This window comes from Corynebacterium sp. LK2590 (genome assembly GCF_040946105.1).
Lineage (GTDB): Bacteria > Actinomycetota > Actinomycetes > Mycobacteriales > Mycobacteriaceae > Corynebacterium.
In genome coordinates this window covers 306,930-327,436 of sequence record NZ_JAYWMH010000002.1, presented here as the reverse complement: position 1 = coordinate 327,436, position 20,507 = coordinate 306,930, and the positions used below count along the sequence as shown (strand labels likewise).

Sequence of the window (20,507 nt, the reverse complement as noted above, 5' to 3'; positions counted from 1 at the left end):
ACGGGAGGTAGGAGGGCAATCAAAGGGGCGGCGAGGTTTTACCGGCCTAGATCCGGTCGACGGGCCGGGTGGTGAAAAACTCGCGGTAGCGGGGATCGTCGACGGGGTCGCCTATCACGGGGCGCATGTCGGAATAGTCGACGTCGTCGAGGACCTCCTGCACGCTGCTCAACCGGCACAGACGCTGCAGGTTCGCCCAGGTCGGCGCCACCAGGCGCACCAGCCCGGCGCGCCAGCCGTCGATGAGCAGCTGCGGTGGGAACCAGCCGGCATCGGCGGCCTCGCCGGTGTTGCCGTCGGGTTCCTGGCCGGGCGGCAGGGTGGCGACGAAGAAGAAGGTGTCGAACCAGTTGCCGGCCGGAGAATGGCCGACCCACCGCCCCCAGGGCAGCAGGCGGTCGGAGTCCATGCGCAGCGACTCCTGGCTCAGGAAATCGGAGAAGGATAATTCGTGGCCTTCCAACTGGAGGCGCTCGGCGTGGAAGCGGGCGGCGTTGGACTCGACGCGGCCCTTCTCGTCAACGACCAAAAGCGTGCCGGCTTCCTCGAACAGTTCTCGGGCGGCCGCGAAGACGAGGGCGTGGGCCTTGTACTTGGTCACCCCCAGCCGGCGGGCCTTGGAGACCAGGGAGGCGCCGGCCCACAGCTTGCCGGAGTCCCAGCTGCGCGGCGGGAAATCGCGCGGATCTACCCCACCGCCTGGGAAGACGGCGTGACCCGGATAGTTGCGCATGGTGGCCACGCGCTCTTGGACCCAGACCTTCAGCCCGTCGGGTTCGTCGCGAATGAGCAGGACAGACGCCGACAGCCGGCCACCGTTGAAGCCGGTCGTGTCGGTCGCGTCAATGACATCTAAGGGGTTTATCTTGCTCATCTTCTCCACCGGGACTTAGGCGCGGCGAACTCTTGGGCACCAGGTAGGGAGGTTGTAACCTCCTAGCGTACCCGGCGCGCGAAGTAGCGCTCGCCGATCCGGTCGACCTGGATGGGCTGGCCGAAGGCGCGGGTGAGGTTATCGGAGGTGAGCACGCTGTTGATGAGCCCCTTGGCGACGACCTCGCTCTCGTCCAGGATCATGGCGTGGGTGAAGCCGTACGGGATTTCCTCGACGTGGTGGGTGATCATGACGATGGCCGGGGCGTCGGCGTCCAGGGCGAGGTCCCCCAGGTAGCCCACGAGGTCCTCGCGGCCGCCCAGGTCCATGCCGGCGGTGGGCTCGTCCAGGATGAGCAGTTCGGGGTTGGGCATGAGCGCACGCGCCAGGATGACGCGCTTCTTCTCGCCTTCCGACAGGGTGCCCCAGGTGCGTTCGGCCAGGTGGGTGCAGCCGGTCTGTTCCATGATCCGGTTCGCGCGGCTAAAATCCATGTCGCCGTAGTCCTCGCGCCAGCGCCCCAGGACCGCGTAGCCGGCGGAGACCACCAGGTCGTCGACGCGCTCGGTGTCCGGGATGCGGTGCTGCACGGCGGCCGAGGAGATACCGATCATCGCGCGCAGATCACGCATGTCGGTCTTGCCGAGCTGCTCGCCCATCACGAAGGCCGTGCCCTTGGACGGGAATTCTTCGGCCGCGGCCATGCGCACCAGCGAGGTCTTGCCGGCGCCGTTGGGCCCGATGATGACCCAGCGCTCGTCGAGCTCGACCTGCCAGTCGACAGGGCCGACGAGGGTCTTGCCCCCGCGGCGTAGCTCGACCCCGCGGAAGTCGATCAGCCAATCCTGATCGGTTTCGGCGGCGGCCGGGTCTGCCGCCCCCGTCGCGGCGGAGGAAGCGGGGCCGCGGGCGGACTGGGCGGCGGCGCGGGCGGCGGCGATTTGTTCTTGGCTAAACATCGAGGAACTCACGTGTCCCATTGTGTCTGATTTTCCAGTTGGCGGGCGACACTGAAACACCTCGGCTACGCTAATTTCCATGACGACCCGCCTTGGTATTGACGACGTCCGGCCCGTAATCGACCACGGAAACCTACCCGCCAAAGGAGCAGTCGGTGAGGTCATTCCCGTCACCGCTTTAGTCTGGCGCGAAGGCCACGACGCGGTGGCCGCCAACCTCGTGGTGTACTCGCCTGACGATGCCGCCTTGTCCACCCCCGTGTCCAACACCCGTCTGACCGCCGACCCGGAAGACCAGGACCGCGTCCACGGCGTCTTCGTGCCCGATAGGCCGGGCACCTGGCGCTTCCAGATCCAGGCCTGGTCCGATCCGGTAGCCACCTGGACGAATGCCGTCACCAAGAAACTGGCCGCGGGCCAGTCCGCAGCGGAGCTGGACAACGATCTGCGCCACGGCGCCGACCTCTTCGACCGCGCCGCCATGACCCGTAAGGATTCCGCCTCCCTGTACAAGGAAGCCGCCGAGGCTCTGCGGGATAGCACCCAGGACCTGACCGAGCGGGTGGCACCCGCCCTGTCCGAGGCGGTCTCCCAGGCCTTGGCCGAACAGCCCCTGCGCGACCTGGTGGTCGAAGACACCGTGCGCGAGGTCTACGTGGAGCGCCAGGCCGCGCTCTACAACTCCTGGTACGAGCTCTTCCCGCGCTCGACCGGCGGCCGCGACGCACACGGCGAGCCCGTCCACGGCACTTTCGCCACGACCGCTCAGGCCCTGGAGCGCGTGGCGGCGATGGGCTTTGACACCGTCTACTTCCCTCCCATCCACCCCATCGGCCAGGTCCACCGCAAGGGCAAGAACAACACCCTGCATGCCGAGCCCGACGACGTCGGCTCGCCCTGGGCGATTGCCGACCACCGGGCCACCCACCCGGAGCTGGGCACCCTGGACGACTTCCGCGCCCTGGTACGCCGCGCCGAGCAGCTAGGCCTCGAGGTCGCCCTGGACTTGGCCCTGCAGTGCTCCCCCGACCACGTCTGGGCCAAAAAGCACCCGGAATACTTCACCGTGCTGGCCGACGGCACCATCGCGTACGCGGAAAACCCGCCCAAGAAGTACCAGGACATCTACCCGCTCAACTTCGACAACGCCCCTGCGGCGCTCTACGCAGAAATCCTGGACGTGGTCTTGTACTGGGTCGCGGCGGGCGTGAAAACCTTCCGCGTGGATAACCCGCACACCAAGCCAGCCAACTTCTGGGCCTGGATCATCCGCGAGGTCCACCGCGATCACCCAGAGGTCATCTTCCTGGCGGAGGCGTTTACCCGCCCGGCGCGCCTGTTCGGCCTGGCCAAGCTGGGCTTTAGCCAGTCCTATTCCTATTTCACGTGGAAGACCACCAAGGAAGAGCTCACCGAGTTCGCCCAGATGCACGTGGAGCAGGCCGATATCTGCCGCCCCAATTTCTTCGTCAACACCCCGGACATCCTGCACGCCTCCCTGCAGACCGGCGGGCGGGCCATGTTCGCCATCCGCGCGAGCCTGGCGGCCACCCTGTCGCCTCTGTGGGGTGTCTACTCTGGCTACGAGCTCTACGAGCACCTGCCGGTCGCCCCGGGCAGCGAGGAATACCTGGACTCAGAGAAATACGAACTGCGCCCGCGCGACTTCCAGGCCGCCGTCAACTCCGGGGACTCCCTGGAGGGCTACCTGCGGCTGCTCAACCAGATCCGGCGGGAAAACCCGGCGCTGCAGCAGCTGCGCGCGCTGCACTTCCACGCCGCCGATAACCCCAGCATCCTGGCCTACTCCAAGGCGGACGCGGTCACCGGCAACGTGGTGCTGGTTATCATCAACCTGGATCCGCGCAACCCGCAGGAGGCCACCGTCGATCTGGACCTGGGCCGCCTGGGGCGCAACCCGGGCGATGTCTTCGCCGTCCAGGACATGGTCACCGGCGCGGCCTACAACTGGTCCGAGCGCAACTTCGTGCGGCTCGAGCCCATGCGGGACGTCGCACATATCTTCCTACTCCCGCCCGCCGAGCCGGACCTGCGCGAGCAGCTGGCCTGGCGAGAAGTCACCGACTACCGCGCCTAAGCCCCAGGTTCTGCTCCCCTGCCACCGGGGCGCATTCACCCTCCAAAACCGAAGGAACTGACGTACAGTCATAGCCATGGATACCAGCCCAGATTTCGAGCCCACCATCGCCGCCGAAGACCTTAGCCGGCTGGACCACTGCCAGCACCACGACCCGCACGGCTTCTACGGCTGGCACGACGGGACGGTGCGCACCCGCCAGCCCGGCGCCGAGACGGTCGAGCTGCTCACCGCGGCCGGGGCCACGCCCATGCGCGCGGTCGGCCACGATATCTTCGAGGCCGAACTGCCCGAGCAACAGGACTACCGCCTGCGGGTGAACTACCCCGGCGGCGCTAACCGCACCGTGGCCGATGGCTATACCTTCCTGCCCACGCTGGGCACGCTGGATCAGCACCTGGTGGCCGAAGGCCGCCACGAGCGCCTCTGGGAGGTCCTGGGCGCCAACCTGAAGGAATACGACACGCCGCTCGGCACCGTCACCGGCACGGCCTTCGCCGTGTGGGCGCCGAATGCGCTGGGCGTGGCCGTGGTGGGCGATTTCTGCGGCTGGAACCCCACCCAGTACCCCATGCGCAGCCTGGGCGCGACCGGCGTGTGGGAGGTCTTCATCCCCGGCGTGGGCGCGGGCGAGCGCTACAAGTTCGCCATCCAGTCCCGGGAGCACGGGCGCATCGACAAGGCCGATCCGCTGGCCAAGGCCACGCTCGCCCCGCCGGAGACCGCCAGCGTCGTCGCCAGCACCAGCTTCAACTGGACCGATGCCGAATGGCTCGCCGCGCGCGACGGCAACCTCGACCAGCCGATGAATATCTACGAGGTCCACGTCGGCTCCTGGAAGATCGGTTCCAACTACGCGACCCTGCGGGCCGAGCTCATCGACTACCTGCTGGAGCACAACTACACCCACGTCGAGTTCCTGCCCGTGGCCGAGCACCCCTTCGGCGGCTCCTGGGGCTACCAGGTCTCCGGCTACTACGCCCCGTCGGCGCGCTGGGGCAGCCCCGACGAGCTGCGCGCGCTTATCGATGCCTGCCACCGCGCCGGCATCGGCGTCATCATCGACTGGGTGCCCGCCCACTTCCCCAAGGACGAATTCTCCCTCGGGCGCTTCGACGGCCGCCCCTGCTACGAGCACCCCGACCCGCGCCGCGGGGAGCAGGCGGACTGGGGCACCTACGTCTTCGACTTCGGCCGCAACGAGGTCCGCAACTTCCTGGTGGCCAACGCCCTCTACTGGGCCGAGGAATTCCATGTCGATGGCCTGCGCGTCGACGCGGTGGCCTCCATGCTCTACCTGGACTACTCCCGCGACGACTGGCTGCCGAACGTGCACGGCGGCCGGGAGAACCTCGAGGCCGTTCGCCTCCTGCAGGAAACCAACGCCACCGTCCACCGGGTCAGCCCCGGCATCCTGACCATCGCGGAGGAATCCACCTCCTGGCCGGGCGTGACCGCCCCCACCGAACACGGCGGCCTGGGCTTCGACCTGAAGTGGAACATGGGCTGGATGAACGACACCCTGGAATACTTCGGCCGCGATCCCATCTACCGCAGCCATCACCATCACGAGATCACCTTCTCGATGGTCTACGCCTACTCCGAGCGCTACGTCCTGCCGTTTAGCCACGACGAGGTCGTCCACGGCAAGGGCACGCTGTGGACGCGGATGCCCGGCGACGACTGGAACAAGGCCGCCGGGGTGCGCACGCTCTTTGGCTACATGTACTCGCACCCGGGCAAGAACCTTTTGTTCATGGGCGACGAATTCGGCCAGGTCACCGAGTGGTCGGAGGGCTCCTCCGTGGACTGGGCCAACCTGGAAGGCTGGGGGCACGAATACCACCAGGGCATTAAGCGCCTAGCCCGCGATATCGGCGCGATCTACCGTGACACCCCGGCGCTGTGGGACCAGGACTTCGATCCGGCCGGCTTCCAGTGGGTCGCCGGCGACGACGCCGCCCACAATGTGCTCGGCTACCTGCGGTACTCGCGCGAGGGCCAGACCCTGCTCGCGGTGGTCAACCTCGCGGGCAGCTCCCACCCGGACTACGAGCTGTGGGTGCCGCACGCCGGCGCCTGGGAGATGGTGCTCAACACCGACGACGGCGTCTACTCCGGGGCCGCCAACGACCTGCCACGCCACGTGGAGACGCTTCGCCGCGACGGCAACGACTTCCTGCGGGTCCTGCTGCCGGCCAATTCGGTGCAGTGGTACCTCTACCGCGGCACTGAGTCTTAAACCCGGGCCCTCACCCCGGGGCCCGGGTGCAGGCCGCGCTAGTACAGGGCGCTGGCCAGCTGGGTGCGGGCGGACAGCACGCGCGGATCGGCGGCGTCGAAGAGCCCGAAAAGCTCCAGGAGGCGCTCCTTGAGGCGATCCTTGTCCTCGCCGGCGGTTCGCCGCATCCCCTCGATAAGCCGCTCGAAGGCGGCCTCCGGGCGGCCCGCGACGACGTCCGCGTCGGCGGCGTTGAGCTGGGCGTCGATATCATCCGGGTGCGCGTCGGCCTGGCTGATGTGGTCGACACCCTGGCCGGCCGCCGACAGGCGCTTGAGCAGCAGCGTGGTATCCCGCGCCTGCTTGATCTCCTGGTTGCCCGGCTCCTCGGCCAGGATGGACTCGTAGGTGGCAATCGCGCCGTCGAAGTCGCCGTTGTTGAGCTGCTCTTCCGCTGCGGTCAGGCGGGAATCCTCGGCCGGGGCGGCCTCCTCTTCCCCCGCCGGCGCCTGGCCGGCCTGGCCGACCTGGGCGGCCTGCAGCTCGGGGCCCGGGCCCTGCAGCTGCGGGGAGACCTGCTGGACCAGGGCGTCCACCCACTGCTCGAGGGCCGCCATCGGCTGGGAGCCCTCGAAGTTAGTCAGTGGCTGGCCCGCGCCGAGTGCGATGGTCGTCGGCAGGTTGCGCACGCCAAAGACCTGCGCGATCTGCGGGTGTTGGTCGGCGTCGATATAGCCCACCAGGAACTTGAACCCGCCGCGCTCGGCGAGCTGGCGCAGGTGGGACTTGAGTTCTTCCGACTGCGTGGAGCGCGCGGTGCCGATAAGCGCCACGACCGGCACCTCCAGGGAGCGGCGCACCAGCTCGGCCTCGAAGTTGGCCTCAGTCACCTCGAAGAAAGCGCGCAGGCCGGCGCCCGCACCGGCTGGCGTTGCGCCCTGGCCGGGCGTCTGCGCAGCTTGCTTTTCGGCCTGGGCGCGCGCCTCGGCGCGGGCCTTGACCTCGCCCAGGTCCAGGGCGCCGGCCACCTGCGGGCCACGGGGGTTCGTCATACTAGTCCTTTCTTGGCTGTTTTCGGCTGCTTCGCAACCGGCTACTAGTTCTGGTTCAGGCGGCGGTTGACGGACTCGACCTTCTGGGTCAGCTGCCCGGTGTGCCCTTCGCGGATATCCGCCTTAATAACCAGCGAAGTGCGCGGGGAGACGGCGCGAACGGCATCGGTAGCGCGCTTGATGACGTCGAAGACCTCGTCCCACTCGCCCTCGATGAGTGTGAACATCGCGTTGGTCTCGTTCGGCAGGCCGGATTCGCGGACCACGCGGACCGCCTCCGTGACGGCGTCGGCCATCTCGGCGTCCGGGGTATCAACAACTGCGGGGGCTACGGAAAAGGCAACAATCATGCCCGCCATCCTACTCGTCGCGAGCTGGGCAGTGGGCCGTTAACGGCGGTCCCAGCACCCGCGGTGCCAGTGCCGTCTGTCATCGGCCTGGCCGCCGGCGTCCTTCGGCCACGCCACCACGTGGGCGACCCCGGGGAAGATGCTCTGGTTGCAGCCCGGGCACACGTAGGTCTTGACCGCCCGCGCCGCGCCAATCTGGCGCACGACGTAGGGCTGGCCGAAGCTCCAGCGCGGGCCCTCCTGGACCTGGGCGCCGTAGAAGCCAGCGCCGTCGGCGGGCAGCTTGCGCGGGGCCGAGCGCTGGCGGCGGTTGCGTCGCGGCACGTCTTACCTCCTTCGAGACTTATCGCTTCGCCTGGTTAACGCGCGTTAAAACAGCCGCAGCTCGTTCGACTCGATGCCACGTAGGTCCTGGTAGTCCAGGATGACGCAGCGGATGCCGCGGTCCTCGGCCAGGGTGCGGGCCTGGGGCTTGATCTCCTGGGCCGCGAAAACGCCGTGGACCGGGGCCAGCAGGTCGTCGCGGTTGAGCAGGTCCAGGTAGCGGGTCAGCTGCTCCACGCCATCGATGCCGCCGCGGCGCTTGACCTCGACTGCCACGTGCTCCCGGTTGTTATCGAGCGCCATGATGTCGACCGGTCCGATGGCGGTCGGATACTCGCGGCGGATGAGGCTGTAGCCCTCCCCCAACGTCGTGATGTGCTCGGCGAGCAGCTCCTGCAGGTGGGCCTCCACGCCGTCTTTGACCAGGCCCGGATCCTCGCCCAGCTCGACCTCGATGTCCTGGTGCACCTTCGCGATGGTGATGCGCAGCTGCTCTCCCTTCGGGTTTTCCACCAGCCAGAGGGTGTCGCCGGTCGGCTCGCCGTCGATGTCCTCGATGGCCGATTCCGTCACCGTGCACGGCGGGGTCATCCAGTTCAGGGGCTTGTAGGCGCGGTCGTCGGCGTGGATTGAGACCGAGCCGTCCGCCTTGAGCAACAACAGGCGGTCTGCCAGCGGGAGGTGGGCATCAACGCGGCCGACGTAGTCGACGCTGCAGGAGGCGATTACTAAACGCATGGCTACCACCCTATCGCCTCGGCGCCGCACCACCCCACACCAGGCAGGGCGGAAGCCGCCGAGATACGCAAAAACCGCCCGGAACAGCGGGCGGGGCCGAGAAAATCCCGGCGCCTATTCGTAGTAGGACTGCCAGCTAGCGATGTCGTGCGGCAGGTTCGTGCGCAGCGGGCGTTCCATCTTCTTGCGCATCTGGTGGAAATCGCGGCTTTCCTGCCGCTGGGAGGGCGCGGCCTCGACCCAGGCGGAAAACGCCATGTGCGCGTGCGGGGCAAGAGCCAATTCGTACTGCTGGTTGCGCACGATGATGTGGACGGCCTTCATGCCGGAAGAAATAAAAACCGCCTCTTCATCGTCCAAGGCGCGGGTGCCCAAGATTTCGATGTCGCGGCGGTTAAAACGGCGGTCACAGCTGGGAGAGACAGAGCGCAGCTCGTAGTACTCCACAAACTCCCCGGCGTAGGAAATGACACCATGGCGCCAACCTCGGGTGTCTTTAGCAGGGACAGAACGCATCAACATCGGCGTTCCCTTGGAGCGCAACGTGAAAAAGCGGACCGCGGCCAGGAGAACGACGCAGACCACGAGGGCGACCACGACCCAGAGGACAACAGTAACCACGGTCGAGCTCATAACCTCTCACCTTCCCTGCAAAACGTGTTTGGCGTGGGTGCCACAAGTGATGATCCGAGTCTAGTCGGTATCCCGCAGAAAGTGCTAATACAAAAGGCCGCATAAAAACGACAAAGCGCCTGTAAGCAGTTCCTTTTGTAGAGGAACACTTACAGGCGCTTAGCCTTAAATGACGAGAGTAGAAAGGCGGCAGTTGCTGCCCCTTTACGTGCGTTTGCGCACGCTACTTTTCCTGCGAGCGGCGCAGGGCGCGAAGCCCGGCCTCGCCGCGGGACTGTACGATCTGGTCGTCGGACTTGGCATCTTCCTGAGCCTGCGAGCTATCGACCTCGTCAGCCCAGACGGCCCAGTCGGCCAAGACGGTCACCTTTTCATCAGTCACCGACAGGAAGCCACCCTGGACGGCGGCGAAGCGACGCTCGCCGTCCACCGGGCGGAAGGTCACGACGCCGTTCTCGACCAGCTGGCCGATCATAGCCTCGTGGCCCGGAAGCACGCCGATCTCACCCTCGGTCGTTTCCGCGGTCAGGATGCTTGCCTTACCGGTCCACAGCAACCGCTCCGGGGAAACGAGTTCTACGGTGATGTCAGCCATGTGCCTCTCCCTACTTCTCGGTCATCTTCTTGTACGCAGCCTCGACGTCGTCCAAGCCACCCAGGCCGTTGAAGGCCTGCTCCGGGTAGTGGTCGAATTCGCCGTTGCAGATGCGCTCGAAGGCGTCGATGGTCTCCGACAGCGGGACGTAGGAGCCCGGCAGGCCGGTGAACTTCTCTGCGACGAAGAAGTTCTGGCCCAGGAAGCGCTCCAGACGACGGGCACGCTGCACCGTCAGCTTGTCCTCCTCGGACAGCTCGTCCATACCCAGGATGGCGATGATGTCCTGCAGCTCCTTGTTCTTCTGCAGAATACCGATAACGCGCTGGGCGATGGCGTAGTGGCGCTCGCCGACGATACCCGGCTCAAGGATACGAGAGGTAGAGGTCAGCGGGTTCACTGCCGGGTAGATACCCTTCGAGGCGATGGAGCGGTCCAGCTCGGTGGTCGCATCCAGGTGGGCGAAGGTGGTCGCCGGTGCCGGGTCGGTGTAGTCATCCGCCGGCACGTAGACGGCCTGCAGCGAGGTAATCGACTTACCCTTGGTGGAGGTAATGCGCTCCTGCAGCACGCCCATCTCGTCCGCCAGGGTGGGCTGGTAGCCCACGGCCGAAGGCATACGACCCAGCAGGGTCGAAACCTCGGAACCAGCCTGGGTGAAACGGAAGATGTTGTCGATGAACAGCAGCACGTCCTGGTTCTGCACATCGCGGAAGTACTCCGCCATGGTCAGGCCGGACAGAGCCACGCGCATACGGACTCCCGGCGGCTCATCCATCTGGCCGAAGACCAGGGCGGTGTCTTGCAGCACGCCCATCTCTTCCATTTCCAGGAACAGGTCGGTGCCCTCACGGGTACGCTCGCCGACGCCGGCGAACACGGAGGTACCGGAGAACTCGCGAGCAATACGAGTAATCATTTCCTGGATCAGAACGGTCTTGCCCACGCCGGCGCCGCCGAACAGGCCGATCTTGCCGCCCTTAACGTACGGGGTCAGCAGGTCGATGACCTTAATGCCGGTCTCGAGGATCTCAGTCTTGCCCTCGAGCTGGTCGAATGCCGGCGGCTCGCGGTGGATGCCCCACTGCTCACCGTCGCGGCCCAGGCCCGGCTCGTCCAGGCAGTCGCCCAGAGCGTTGAAGACGTGGCCCTTGACGACGTCACCAACCGGCACCGAAATCGGGTTGCCGGAGTCGGTCACGGTCGCGCCGCGGACGAGGCCGTCCGTCGGAGCCATGGACACGGTACGGACAAGGTTGTCACCGAGGTGCTGAGCGACCTCCAGGGTGACGGTCTTAGCAACAGCCTCGAGCTCAATCTCGACGGTCAGTGCGTTATACAGTGCCGGCATTGCGCCGCGCGGGAATTCCACGTCGACGACCGGACCGATGACACGCACCACACGGCCGGCGGAAGCCGACGACTGTGTGTTCTGCTCTTGCAGAGCTGTAGTCATAATCTAGTCACTTTCTGCGCTTTCGGCGAGCGCGCCAGCGCCACCGACGATCTCTGTAATTTCCTGGGTAATCTGCGCCTGACGGGCCTGGTTGGCCACGCGGGACAGGTCCTTGACCAGGTCCGTCGCGTTGTCAGTTGCAGACTTCATGGCGGTACGACGAGCCGCGGACTCGGAAGCGGAAGCCTCCAAGAACATCGCGAACAGGGTGCGTGAGACGTACTGCGGAAGCAGGGCTTCCAGCAGGCTGTCCGCGTCCGGTTCGAAATCAAAGTCCGAGCTCAGTTCCTCAGTGTTCCCGCTATCGGAGAGCGCCGACTCACCCTGGTTCAGTTCCACCGTATCAATGACCGGCTCGATGGGCAGCAGCTGCTGCGCGCGAGCGGTCTGAGTCAGCATGGACTCGAACTCGGTGTAGACGACGTGCACCTGGTCGAAGCCGCGGACCGGCTGGCCCTCGCCCTCGGCGTGCAGGCCCTCGCGAGCCTTGGTGGTGCCTTCGGAACCAGCGATGAACCCTTCCACGATGTGGTGGCGGACGTCGTGCGTCTCGTTCCACGTCGGGTCCTGGGAAAAGCCGGACCAGCTGCCGGCCACTTCTTCCTCACGGAACTGGTAGTAGCCCACGCCCTTGTTACCAGTGACGTAGCGAGCTACCTCGTAGCCCTCCTGCTTGAGGAGAGCTTCCAGTTCGGCGGCCTTCTTAAACACGTTGTTGTTGTAGCCACCGCACATACCGCGGTCGGAAGAAACAACCAGCACGGCCGCGACCTTGGCGTTGTCGCGCTGTCGCAGCATCGGGTGATCCAGCGAGCTGGCGGCCGCCAGGCGGTTCATCACTGCGTTGAGCTCCTGAGCGTAGGGCACGGATGCCTCCACTCGGGCCTGCGCCTTGGTAATGCGCGAGGTAGCGATGAGCTCCTGAGCCTTGGTGATCTTCTTAGTGGAGTTGACGGACCGGATACGGTCGCGCAATTCACGAAGAGTTGCCATGGTTTACTTTCCTCCCTTCTTAATCAATCGACTTTGTGTCCTCGTAAGCGCGAGCCTACTTGGAAGCCTTTCGGGAGACGTTGAGCTCGGTCTTCTTAACCTCGTCGGCATCGAGCGGCTCAACCGGAGCCTCGGAGCCCAGGTTGTGGCCCTCGGTGGTGCGGAAGGTCGGGGTGAAGTCCTTAGCCGCGGAGACCAAGGCGTCCTTGGACTCGTCGGTGAACGGAACGCCGCCGGCGATCTGCTCGTAGACCTGCGGGGTGTTGGCCTGCAGGTACTCGTGGACCTCGGTCTCGAAGCGACGCACATCTTCGACGGGAACGACGTCGAAGATGCCCTGGTCCGCCAGGAAGATGGACACCATCTGGTATTCCACCGGCTGCGGAGAGGACTCGCTCTGCTTGAGCAGCTCAACCAGGCGCTGGCCGCGCTCCAGCTGGGCCTTGGAGGCGGAGTCCAGATCGGAAGCGAACGCAGCGAACGCCTCCAGGTCACGGTACGCAGCCAGGTCCAGACGGAGGTTACCGGCAACCTTCTTCATACCCTTGGTCTGCGCAGCGCCACCGACACGGGAGACGGAGACACCGACGTTAATAGCCGGGCGCACACCTTGGTTGAACAGGTCAGACTCCAGGAAGACCTGGCCGTCGGTAATGGAGATGACGTTGGTCGGAATGAACGCGCCCACGTCGTTTGCCTTGGTCTCGATGATCGGCAGTGCGGTCATCGAGCCTGCGCCCATGTCGTCGGACAGCTTGGCGGCACGCTCCAGCAGGCGGGAGTGCAGGTAGAACACATCGCCCGGGTATGCCTCGCGTCCCGGCGGACGGCGCAGCAGCAGGGAGATGGCACGGTAGGCCTCGGCCTGCTTGGTCAGGTCATCGTAGATAACCAGGACGTGGTTGCCCTGGTACATCCAGTGCTGGCCCAGAGCGGCACCGGAGAACGGTGCCAGCCACTTGAAGCCGGCGGAATCCGAAGCAGGGGCGGCCACGATGGTGGTGTAGTCCAGCGCACCGTGATCGGCCAGGGTCTGGCGCACACCAGCGATGGTGGAGCCCTTCTGACCGATGGCCACGTAGATACAACGGACCTGCTTGTTCTTGTCGCCAGATTCCCAGTTGGCCTTCTGGTTCAGGATGGTGTCGATGCAGACCGCGGTCTTACCGGTCTTACGGTCACCAATGATCAGCTGACGCTGACCGCGACCGATCGGGGTCATGGCGTCGATAGCCTTGATACCCGTCTGCATCGGCTCTTCGACCGGCTGGCGCTGCAGCACGGACGGTGCCTGCAGCTCGAGGGCGCGGTCTTCTTCGCTCTCGATCGGGCCCATGCCGTCAATCGGCTGGCCCAGCGGGTTGATAACGCGGCCGAGGAATTCCTCGCCCACGGGAATGGAGAGGACCTCTCCAGTTCGCTTAACCTCGTCGCCCTCCTTGAGGGACTCAAAATTACCCAGCACCACAACACCGATGGAATTGGTGTCCAGGTTCTGTGCAACGCCGATTACGCCGCCAGGGAACTCGAGCAGCTCATTCGCCATAACAGACGGCAGGCCAGAAACCTGTGCAATACCGTCAGCTGCCGAAATGACCACGCCGACCTCCTCACGGGAGGCCTCCGCGGAGTAGCTCGAGGTGTAGTTCGCAATCGCGCTACGGATCTCATCGGAGGAGATCGTCAGCTCCGCCATGTTCTTCCTACTCTCGGTAGTATCGTCCAGCAATTACTTAAAGTTTGTGTCGTAGTCTTCACGTAGAGACCGTCAACGACTCTACTTGGCCATCGAGGCCCGCAGGCGGGAAATCTTGCCCGCCGTGGAACCGTCGATAACCTCGTCGCCGACGCGAATAGTCATGCCACCGAGGAGGCTGGTGTCAACCTCAGAGTGAATGGACATCGCACGACCATAAATCTTGCCCAGCTTCTCAGCGAGTACTGCCTGCTGGCCTTCGTTCAACTCACCCGCGCTGACCACGTGTGCGACCTCGCGCCCCTGCAGCTTGGCTGCCAGCGACGCCAGATTGGCAACGTCGTCGATCGGATTCTGCTCCGGGCGTCCGATGGCCTGCAGCGCGAGCGCCTCAGTGAACATCGTGACCTTGCCGTAGAGCACGTTAGCCAACAGCCCGCGCTTCTTGGCGGACTTGGCAGTGCGGTCGGAAAGCAGCTGGGTCAGTTCGCCCTCGCGGTCCAGGATGCGCGACAGGCGGAAGAGCTCGTCTTCCACCTGGCCGAGCTTCCCCTCGGACTCTGCGCCCCGCAGAAGGGAACGGCGGCCCAGGGCCACCAGGCCCCGAACCAGGTCCCGGCCGGAAGACCACTTGGCGGAGGCAGCCGCCTCCAGCACCTGCTGGGTGCTGGGGGCAACCTTGCCGCCGAAGAGGTCAGCGACCAGCTTCTTGCGGGTCTCTTCCGAAGCCGCGGCGTCGGACAGGTCGGCGCGCAGTTTGCGCTCACCATCCAGGACGTCGACAACTTCGAAGAGTTCGAGGCCGGTTTGAGCGGCAACCGCTACGGCGGTGGACTCGCCCAGGATGTTATCCAGGGTCGACTCCACGCCGGCGAGTGCTTCGCGGCTAGCTGCCTTCATAGCCTCCTACTTTCCGGCCGGTGCCACAGTGTCGAGCTCGGACAAGAAGTTATCAATGGTGGAAGACTGCTTGGCGGAGTCAGAAAGCTCGCCGCCCAACAGCTTCTCAGCCAGGTTGATGGAGTTTTGTCCGATGTCGGAACGCAGATCGGAGATGACCTGGGTGCGGGAAGCCTGCAGCTGCTTTTCGCCATTGGCGATAATGCGGCGGGACTCCTCCTCGGCCTTCTCCTTGGCTTCGGCCTCGATCTGCTTGCCGCGCTCGCGCGCCTGCTCACGGATCTCAGCTGCCTCTGCACGGGCATCTGCCAACTGCGCGTTGTACTTCTCGAGGGCTGCCTTGGCCTCGGCCTGCTGGGCCTCGGCGCGCTTCAGGCCACCCTCAATCCGGTCCTCACGCTCTTGCAACAGCTCCTGGAACTTCGGAAGCACGAACTTCCAGAAGACCAAGAGGATGATGATGAACGGGATCAGAGACCAGACGATGTCATAGAGCTTGGGCAGGAGGATGGAGTTGCCGCCCTCCATAGGCAGCTCCTCGCCCTCCGCCGCAAGGTAGTAAAAGACGTTGTTCATAAGTCTCCAGTCTTAAAAGGGGTTTGTGTGTGAAACGCGCGCTTTTAGAACAGGAAGCCAGCGACGAGGCCGATCAGGGCCAGGGCCTCAACGAAGGCGATACCCAGGAACATGGTGGTACGCAGCTGGCCAGCCATCTCCGGCTGACGTGCCATGCCCTCGACGGTCTTGCCGACGAGGATGCCGATGCCCAGGCCCGGGCCGATGGTGGCGATGCCGTAGCCGATGGCGCCAAGACCGGTGATCGAGGACTCTGCTGCCTGAGCCAAGATGATGTCGTTCATGTGAAAGTCGTTCCCTTTCGAATGTTTCCCCGCCAGCGCTTTGCCGGCGAAGGCGGTGGTGGTTTGATGTGGGGTTATTCAGTTGGCCGCGTCGTTCGCGCGTGTTTAATGCGAATCTGCGTGCAGTGATAGTTCGATGTATACGGCGGTCAGCAGGGCGAAGATGTACGCCTGCAGGAAGATGATGATGATCTCGTATACGGTGAACAAAACCGCTGCGATCAGAGTCACACCAGACATCGCGGTCCAGCCATTCAGCTGCCAGAAGAAGAAGTTGGTAGCCGAGTACAGCAGGACCAAGATGATGTGGCCGGCCAGGAAGTTCGCCATAAGACGCAAGGCCAGCGTGACAGGACGCAAGATGAACGTCGAGAAGAACTCGATCGGCACAACCAGCAAGTGCAGAGCCGGCGGCAGGTTAGGAATAACCACCGACGACTTCAGGAACTTGCCGAAGCCATAGCGCTTTGCACCGGCGTAAATCATCGCGATATACGCCACGATGGCCAGCACGATGGGCATGCCGATACGGGCATTCGCCGAAATATTCAGGCCTGGGATGATTGTCGAGACGTTCCAAAACAGAATGCCGAAGAAGATGGACGCCAAGATCGGCAGGAACCGACGGCCTTCCTTCTTCCCCAAGATGTCTTCTGCGATGTGAACGCGGACGAAATCCAGCCCGTATTCCGCAACGTTCTGCAAACCCTTCGGAACCAGCTTCGGGTTCCGGAAGGCGACTACAAACAGGATCACCAAGATGGCCGCCATGAGCAGGCGGACCAGCATCAAGCGATCCAGCGCGAACGGTGTATCCGCAAAAAGGATATGGCCGTAATATTGCCCCGGGAAAAATTCTGGATCCAGTTCGGGTGCGTGAAAGCTTCCCTTCATGGCCAATGTCGTAACGCTCAGCGTTCTCTCCCGTGTTCGGGCCGTATGAGTGTCGAATTCATACGGTGCGATGGACGTCTCAAACTCTCTGCCGCAACAACGGACTCCGTCGCACATCAGCGATGCTGCAGCAGGGATTCACCGCAACGGACTATAAGGCGTTGCAGTCCGTCACTTACAGACTGCGGACCCTAGATCCGCGGTAACCCGCAGGAAATTCTAGCAGCTTGTTATCGAAATTTCGCACGCGGGGGCCCAGTTTGTGCAAGTAGCCGGCCGGAAACGCGAACAAATGGTCCACTCTCGGCCCAAAACTGCCCGTTCCCACCGAAAACCCAGGCGGGTAAGGTTAATCACAGCCTTATGCTTTAGTCCCCCGCGGGGGTGACCAGCACCGCCCAAATACACCCCCGACCACCCCATTAGCCGACCTTGTCGGCCTTTGCCGCGCCTTCTTCCCTACCGACTTAGCCCCCGTATACCCCACGCGATCCGGCCCGCCCGGGCCCTACACGACGAAGCGCCCAGGACAGCTTGTTCCTGGGCGCAACGCGAGCGGGAGTGACAAGGTCCTGGCTTAGGACACGTAGGTCACCCGCGAGGTGATAATCCCCCACACCTCGGTCCCCAGCACGATAATCAGCGCCAGGATGACGGTCACGAAGAGGGCGACGTTGTCGTAGAAGTCCATGCCGCGGATGGCCAGCAAGACAATAATCAAGAAAACAACCTTGACCAACCAGCCTCCGAGGACGACCGCCATGGTGGTCGACGGGCTGGAGTTGGCGGTCACGAGCACGGACAGCGCGGTCAGCAGGACGAAGCCGCCGCCGATGGCCGCTCCGAGCAGCACGCCCCAGATGCCGGGCAGGTCTTTGGCCCAGCCCCAGCCGACCAGCGACAGCACGGTCACGACAGCCAGCGCCATGGAGCCGAAGCGCACCGCGCGCACCATCGGCCGGCGGTGGTCGTCGAACTCGGAGCGCAGGGCCCCGCCGTTCGGGTTAGTTTGCGTGGAATCAAAGCTTTCAGACACGAATACGAATCCTACAGGTTTAACGGGTGGACCTACTAGCGCGGCTTATTCGCCGCGGCTGGCACGCGGCCAATCTTGCCGGCGCGCAGCGGGATGAGCGTGGCGACGGCGGCGGTCACGATGGCAACGGCCGTGGCCCCGGCCGCGACGGGCACGGGCACGACCGAGAAGCTCACCGCCCCGAAGGCGACGGCCGAAACCCACAGGTAGAGCACCAGTACGGTACGGCGGTGCGTGTGCCCCAGCGACAGCAGGCGGTGGTGGATGTGGGCCTTGTCGGCCGAGAACGGGGATCGTCCCTGGGACAGGCGGCGGATGACCGCCCAGACCAGGTCGAGCACGGGAATGAAGACCGCGGCGACGACCACGATGAGCGGCGAGAGCACCGCCACCATGTCGGCACCTCCATAGAGCGACATGTTGATCTTGCCGGACACCGACGTCGAGGCGGCCGCAAGCAAAAGGCCGATGAGCATCGAGCCGCTATCGCCCATGAAGATGCGGGAGGGCTCGAAATTGTGCGGCAGAAAGCCCGCGCACATGCCCACGAGGCCGGCCGCGATGATCGCCGGCGGGTAGGCCGAGACCGCCCCGCCCTGGTCGTGCAGCACCGTCAGCGAGAAGATCAGGATGGCCCCGCCCGCGATGAGTCCCAGGCCGGCGGCCAGGCCGTCCAGCCCGTCGACGAAGTTGATCGCGTTGACCAACAGCACGGTGATGAAGATGGTCACCAGCGAGGACTGGAACTGATCCAGCAGCAGCGTGGTGCCGCCGCCAAAGGGCACGAACAACAGCGACCAGGTCAACCCCAGGGCCGAGAGCAGGGTCGCGGCGACCAGCTGCCCGGCCAGCTTCACCAGGGCGGAGAGCTCGACCAAGTCGTCGACGATGCCGACGAGCACGATAGCCGTCGCCGCCCAGATCACCGCGGTCATCTCCGGGGTGACCGGCATGAAACCGCGGGTCAGCGCCGGCAGCTGGGCCGCGAAAAAGACCGCGGAGATAAACCCGGTGTACATGGCCAGCCCGCCCAGCTGGGGCGTGGGCTGGGAGTGGCTGTCGCGTTGGCGCACCTCGGCGACTTGGCCGCTGCGCACCAGCAGCGAGCGCACGATGCCCGTGGTCAGGTAGGTGATAATCGCCGCCACGAGGATCACGAGTCCGATCTCGCGCAGCGGCACCCCGGCTCCGCCTAGCATTAGGCTCCCGGGCGGGTCCGCAGAGCCTCGGCGGAGACCCCGATAACTTCGGAGATCTGTTCGGCCGAGATGGCGCCCTCCCGCAGCAGGTAGGGCTGCGGCGCGGCCAGGTCGATGATGGTCGACGGCTTGCCGATGGCGGTTTCCCCACCGTCCAGGTAGACCGACACCGACTTGCCCAGCTGTTGCTTAGCGGCGATCGCCGTGGTCGGCGGCTGGTGGCCGGAGATATTGGCGCTGGACACCGCCATCGGGCCGACCTCCCGGAGCAGCTCGATGGCGATAGGGTGCAGCGGCATGCGCAGCATGACCGTGCCCCGGGTATCCCCCAGGTTCCACGGCAGGCTGGGCGCCTGCGGCACGACGATGGAAAGCCCGCCCGGCCAGAAGGCCTCGACCAAGAGCTTGGCCTGGTCGGAGTACGTGGCAACGAGGCCCTGGATGGTGTCCCAAGAGCCGATGAGCACCGGCACCGGCATGTCCGGGCCGCGGTGCTTGGCGGCCAGCAGGTTGGCTACCGCGTCGTTGTCGAAGGCGTCGCAGCCGATGCCGTAGAGGGTATCCGTCGGCAGCACCACCAGGCGCCCAGACTTCGCCGCCCGAGTCGCCGCAGCGATTCCTTCCGCGCGCCCGGCCTCGTCAGCGCAACTATAGATTTTGCCTTGCATCAACTTCTCCCACGAAAAACTTAAGTTCTCTGGTTTTTGATCTCGGTGTCTTTTGGCACCGCTCCCCTGGTTGCGGGAGCTTTAACCCTACTCTGTGCACTGCGCGCGCACGAAGCGGGCGGTGCCGGTGAGATCGAGCATTGGTTCTACTGTACTAAAGGCACCGGTGTCCCGAAGGACGCTCTGCACGGCCGCGGAGGTGGCATCGTCGTGCTCGACGCCAAGCCACCCGCCCGGGGCCAGCCAGCGCGTCAGGTTGCCTGCCATGGCCCGGATGACGTCCATGCCATCCGATCCGGCGAAGACCGCCTCGGCCGGGTCGTGGTAGACCTCCGGGGCCAGGTCCGGCGACTCCGGCACGTAGGGCGGGTTGGTCACCAGCACGTCGACGCGCCCGTCTAGCTCCGGCAGCAGGGCCCGATCGCACACGTCGCCTTCGACGAGCTCCACCTCCAGCCCCAGTTCGGCGAAGTTGCGCGCGGCATACTCCGCGGCCTGGGGGGACTTCTCGACCGCCACCACGCGGGCGGCGGGCACGAGGTAATAGGCCAGATAGGCAGCCAGGGCACCCGAGCCGGTGCAGAGGTCGAGGATCGTCAAGCGGGAGCTATCCCCCCGCTTAATCAAGCCCTCAGCCTTGCCTTTAGCCCAGTCGGCCAGGACCTCGGTCTCCGAGCGTGGGATGAAAACCCCGGGCCCCACCGCGAGATCGAGCGGGCCAAACGGCGCGGTGCCCACGATGTGCTGCAGGGGTTCGCGCTGCTCCCGTCGCCGAACGAGCGGCTCGAGGGCGAGCTCGAAGCCGGGCATCGTCGGCTCATGCAGCGGGATATCCAAGTGCCCGCAGCCGATGAGGTGGCTCATCAAGAGGCGGGCGTCGAACTCCGGGGAGGCCACCCCGGCCGCGGACAGCCGCCGGGTGGTCTCCTGGAGCAGGCCCGCGTAGGTGCCGGGGGCCACT

The 20,507-nt window shown here is 65.1% G+C and carries 21 protein-coding genes; 2 read left to right on the top strand and 19 right to left on the bottom strand.

Going from position 1 to position 20,507, the window contains the following annotated elements:
- Window positions 1-46 precede the first annotated feature (46 nt).
- Both VVR85_RS04160 and VVR85_RS04155 read right to left on the bottom strand, forming a co-directional pair.
- On the bottom strand, window positions 47-874 hold the full coding sequence (locus tag VVR85_RS04160; RefSeq protein ID WP_290225914.1) for an NUDIX domain-containing protein: 828 nt from the start codon (window positions 872-874) through the stop codon (window positions 47-49).
- A gap of 62 nt (window positions 875-936) precedes the next feature.
- The gene (locus VVR85_RS04155; protein ID WP_368519686.1) at window positions 937-1,854 is read right to left on the bottom strand and encodes an ABC transporter ATP-binding protein; all 918 of its coding nucleotides are present in this window, start codon (window positions 1,852-1,854) and stop codon (window positions 937-939) included.
- A 58-nt stretch (window positions 1,855-1,912) separates the two neighbouring features.
- Between VVR85_RS04155 and VVR85_RS04150 the strand changes: the two genes are divergently transcribed.
- Both VVR85_RS04150 and glgB read left to right on the top strand, forming a co-directional pair.
- Window positions 1,913-3,931: a maltotransferase domain-containing protein gene (locus tag VVR85_RS04150; protein ID WP_368519685.1), complete on the top strand. Its 2,019-nt coding sequence runs from the start codon at window positions 1,913-1,915 to the stop codon at window positions 3,929-3,931.
- Window positions 3,932-4,007: 76 nt separating this feature from the next.
- The gene (gene glgB, locus VVR85_RS04145) at window positions 4,008-6,173 is read left to right on the top strand and encodes a 1,4-alpha-glucan branching protein GlgB (protein WP_368519684.1); all 2,166 of its coding nucleotides are present in this window, start codon (window positions 4,008-4,010) and stop codon (window positions 6,171-6,173) included.
- Between the two features lie 38 nt (window positions 6,174-6,211).
- Here the strand turns inward: glgB and VVR85_RS04140 are convergent, their stop codons facing one another.
- The 17 genes from VVR85_RS04140 to prmC form a co-directional block, all read right to left on the bottom strand.
- Window positions 6,212-7,204, bottom strand: a complete 993-nt coding sequence (locus VVR85_RS04140) for a co-chaperone YbbN (protein ID WP_368519683.1) — start codon at window positions 7,202-7,204, stop codon at window positions 6,212-6,214.
- Window positions 7,205-7,248: 44 nt separating this feature from the next.
- Entirely contained in the window at window positions 7,249-7,554 is a 306-nt protein-coding gene (locus VVR85_RS04135; protein WP_070768999.1) for a thiamine-binding protein, read from the bottom strand.
- A 39-nt stretch (window positions 7,555-7,593) separates the two neighbouring features.
- On the bottom strand, window positions 7,594-7,878 hold the full coding sequence (locus VVR85_RS04130) for a hypothetical protein (protein ID WP_290225903.1): 285 nt from the start codon (window positions 7,876-7,878) through the stop codon (window positions 7,594-7,596).
- Window positions 7,879-7,923: 45 nt separating this feature from the next.
- Window positions 7,924-8,616 carry an endonuclease NucS gene (gene nucS / locus VVR85_RS04125; protein WP_368519682.1) on the bottom strand — a complete coding sequence of 231 codons (693 nt, stop codon included), beginning with the start codon at window positions 8,614-8,616 and terminating at the stop codon, window positions 7,924-7,926.
- Window positions 8,617-8,730: 114 nt separating this feature from the next.
- Window positions 8,731-9,249: a DUF2550 domain-containing protein gene (locus VVR85_RS04120; RefSeq protein ID WP_368519681.1), complete on the bottom strand. Its 519-nt coding sequence runs from the start codon at window positions 9,247-9,249 to the stop codon at window positions 8,731-8,733.
- 223 nt (window positions 9,250-9,472) lie between these two features.
- Window positions 9,473-9,844 (bottom strand): F0F1 ATP synthase subunit epsilon, encoded by a 372-nt coding sequence (locus VVR85_RS04115; protein WP_070769003.1) that lies wholly within the window; start codon window positions 9,842-9,844, stop codon window positions 9,473-9,475.
- 10 nt (window positions 9,845-9,854) lie between these two features.
- The gene (gene atpD / locus VVR85_RS04110; RefSeq protein ID WP_290225895.1) at window positions 9,855-11,300 is read right to left on the bottom strand and encodes a F0F1 ATP synthase subunit beta; all 1,446 of its coding nucleotides are present in this window, start codon (window positions 11,298-11,300) and stop codon (window positions 9,855-9,857) included.
- A 3-nt stretch (window positions 11,301-11,303) separates the two neighbouring features.
- Complete coding sequence (locus tag VVR85_RS04105; RefSeq protein WP_368519680.1) at window positions 11,304-12,293, bottom strand: F0F1 ATP synthase subunit gamma; 990 nt, start codon at window positions 12,291-12,293, stop codon at window positions 11,304-11,306.
- A gap of 55 nt (window positions 12,294-12,348) precedes the next feature.
- Window positions 12,349-13,989 (bottom strand): F0F1 ATP synthase subunit alpha, encoded by a 1,641-nt coding sequence (gene atpA, locus VVR85_RS04100; RefSeq protein ID WP_368519679.1) that lies wholly within the window; start codon window positions 13,987-13,989, stop codon window positions 12,349-12,351.
- Window positions 13,990-14,070: 81 nt separating this feature from the next.
- A complete protein-coding gene (locus VVR85_RS04095; RefSeq protein ID WP_368519678.1) occupies window positions 14,071-14,889 on the bottom strand; it encodes a F0F1 ATP synthase subunit delta in 819 nt (272 codons plus the stop codon).
- Between the two features lie 6 nt (window positions 14,890-14,895).
- Window positions 14,896-15,465: a F0F1 ATP synthase subunit B gene (locus tag VVR85_RS04090; RefSeq protein WP_368519677.1), complete on the bottom strand. Its 570-nt coding sequence runs from the start codon at window positions 15,463-15,465 to the stop codon at window positions 14,896-14,898.
- 44 nt (window positions 15,466-15,509) lie between these two features.
- The gene (locus tag VVR85_RS04085) at window positions 15,510-15,749 is read right to left on the bottom strand and encodes an ATP synthase F0 subunit C (protein WP_368519676.1); all 240 of its coding nucleotides are present in this window, start codon (window positions 15,747-15,749) and stop codon (window positions 15,510-15,512) included.
- 105 nt (window positions 15,750-15,854) lie between these two features.
- A complete protein-coding gene (atpB, locus tag VVR85_RS04080) occupies window positions 15,855-16,643 on the bottom strand; it encodes a F0F1 ATP synthase subunit A (protein ID WP_290225883.1) in 789 nt (262 codons plus the stop codon).
- A 577-nt stretch (window positions 16,644-17,220) separates the two neighbouring features.
- Window positions 17,221-17,598: a hypothetical protein gene (locus VVR85_RS04075; protein ID WP_368519801.1), complete on the bottom strand. Its 378-nt coding sequence runs from the start codon at window positions 17,596-17,598 to the stop codon at window positions 17,221-17,223.
- 116 nt (window positions 17,599-17,714) lie between these two features.
- Entirely contained in the window at window positions 17,715-18,878 is a 1,164-nt protein-coding gene (locus VVR85_RS04070; protein WP_368519675.1) for a glycosyltransferase family 4 protein, read from the bottom strand.
- Entirely contained in the window at window positions 18,878-19,546 is a 669-nt protein-coding gene (locus tag VVR85_RS04065; RefSeq protein ID WP_368519674.1) for an L-threonylcarbamoyladenylate synthase, read from the bottom strand. The genes VVR85_RS04070 and VVR85_RS04065 overlap by 1 nt, the downstream gene beginning before the upstream one ends.
- An 87-nt stretch (window positions 19,547-19,633) precedes the next feature.
- Complete coding sequence (gene prmC, locus VVR85_RS04060; RefSeq protein ID WP_368519673.1) at window positions 19,634-20,506, bottom strand: peptide chain release factor N(5)-glutamine methyltransferase; 873 nt, start codon at window positions 20,504-20,506, stop codon at window positions 19,634-19,636.
- Window position 20,507: the final 1 nt, after the last annotated feature.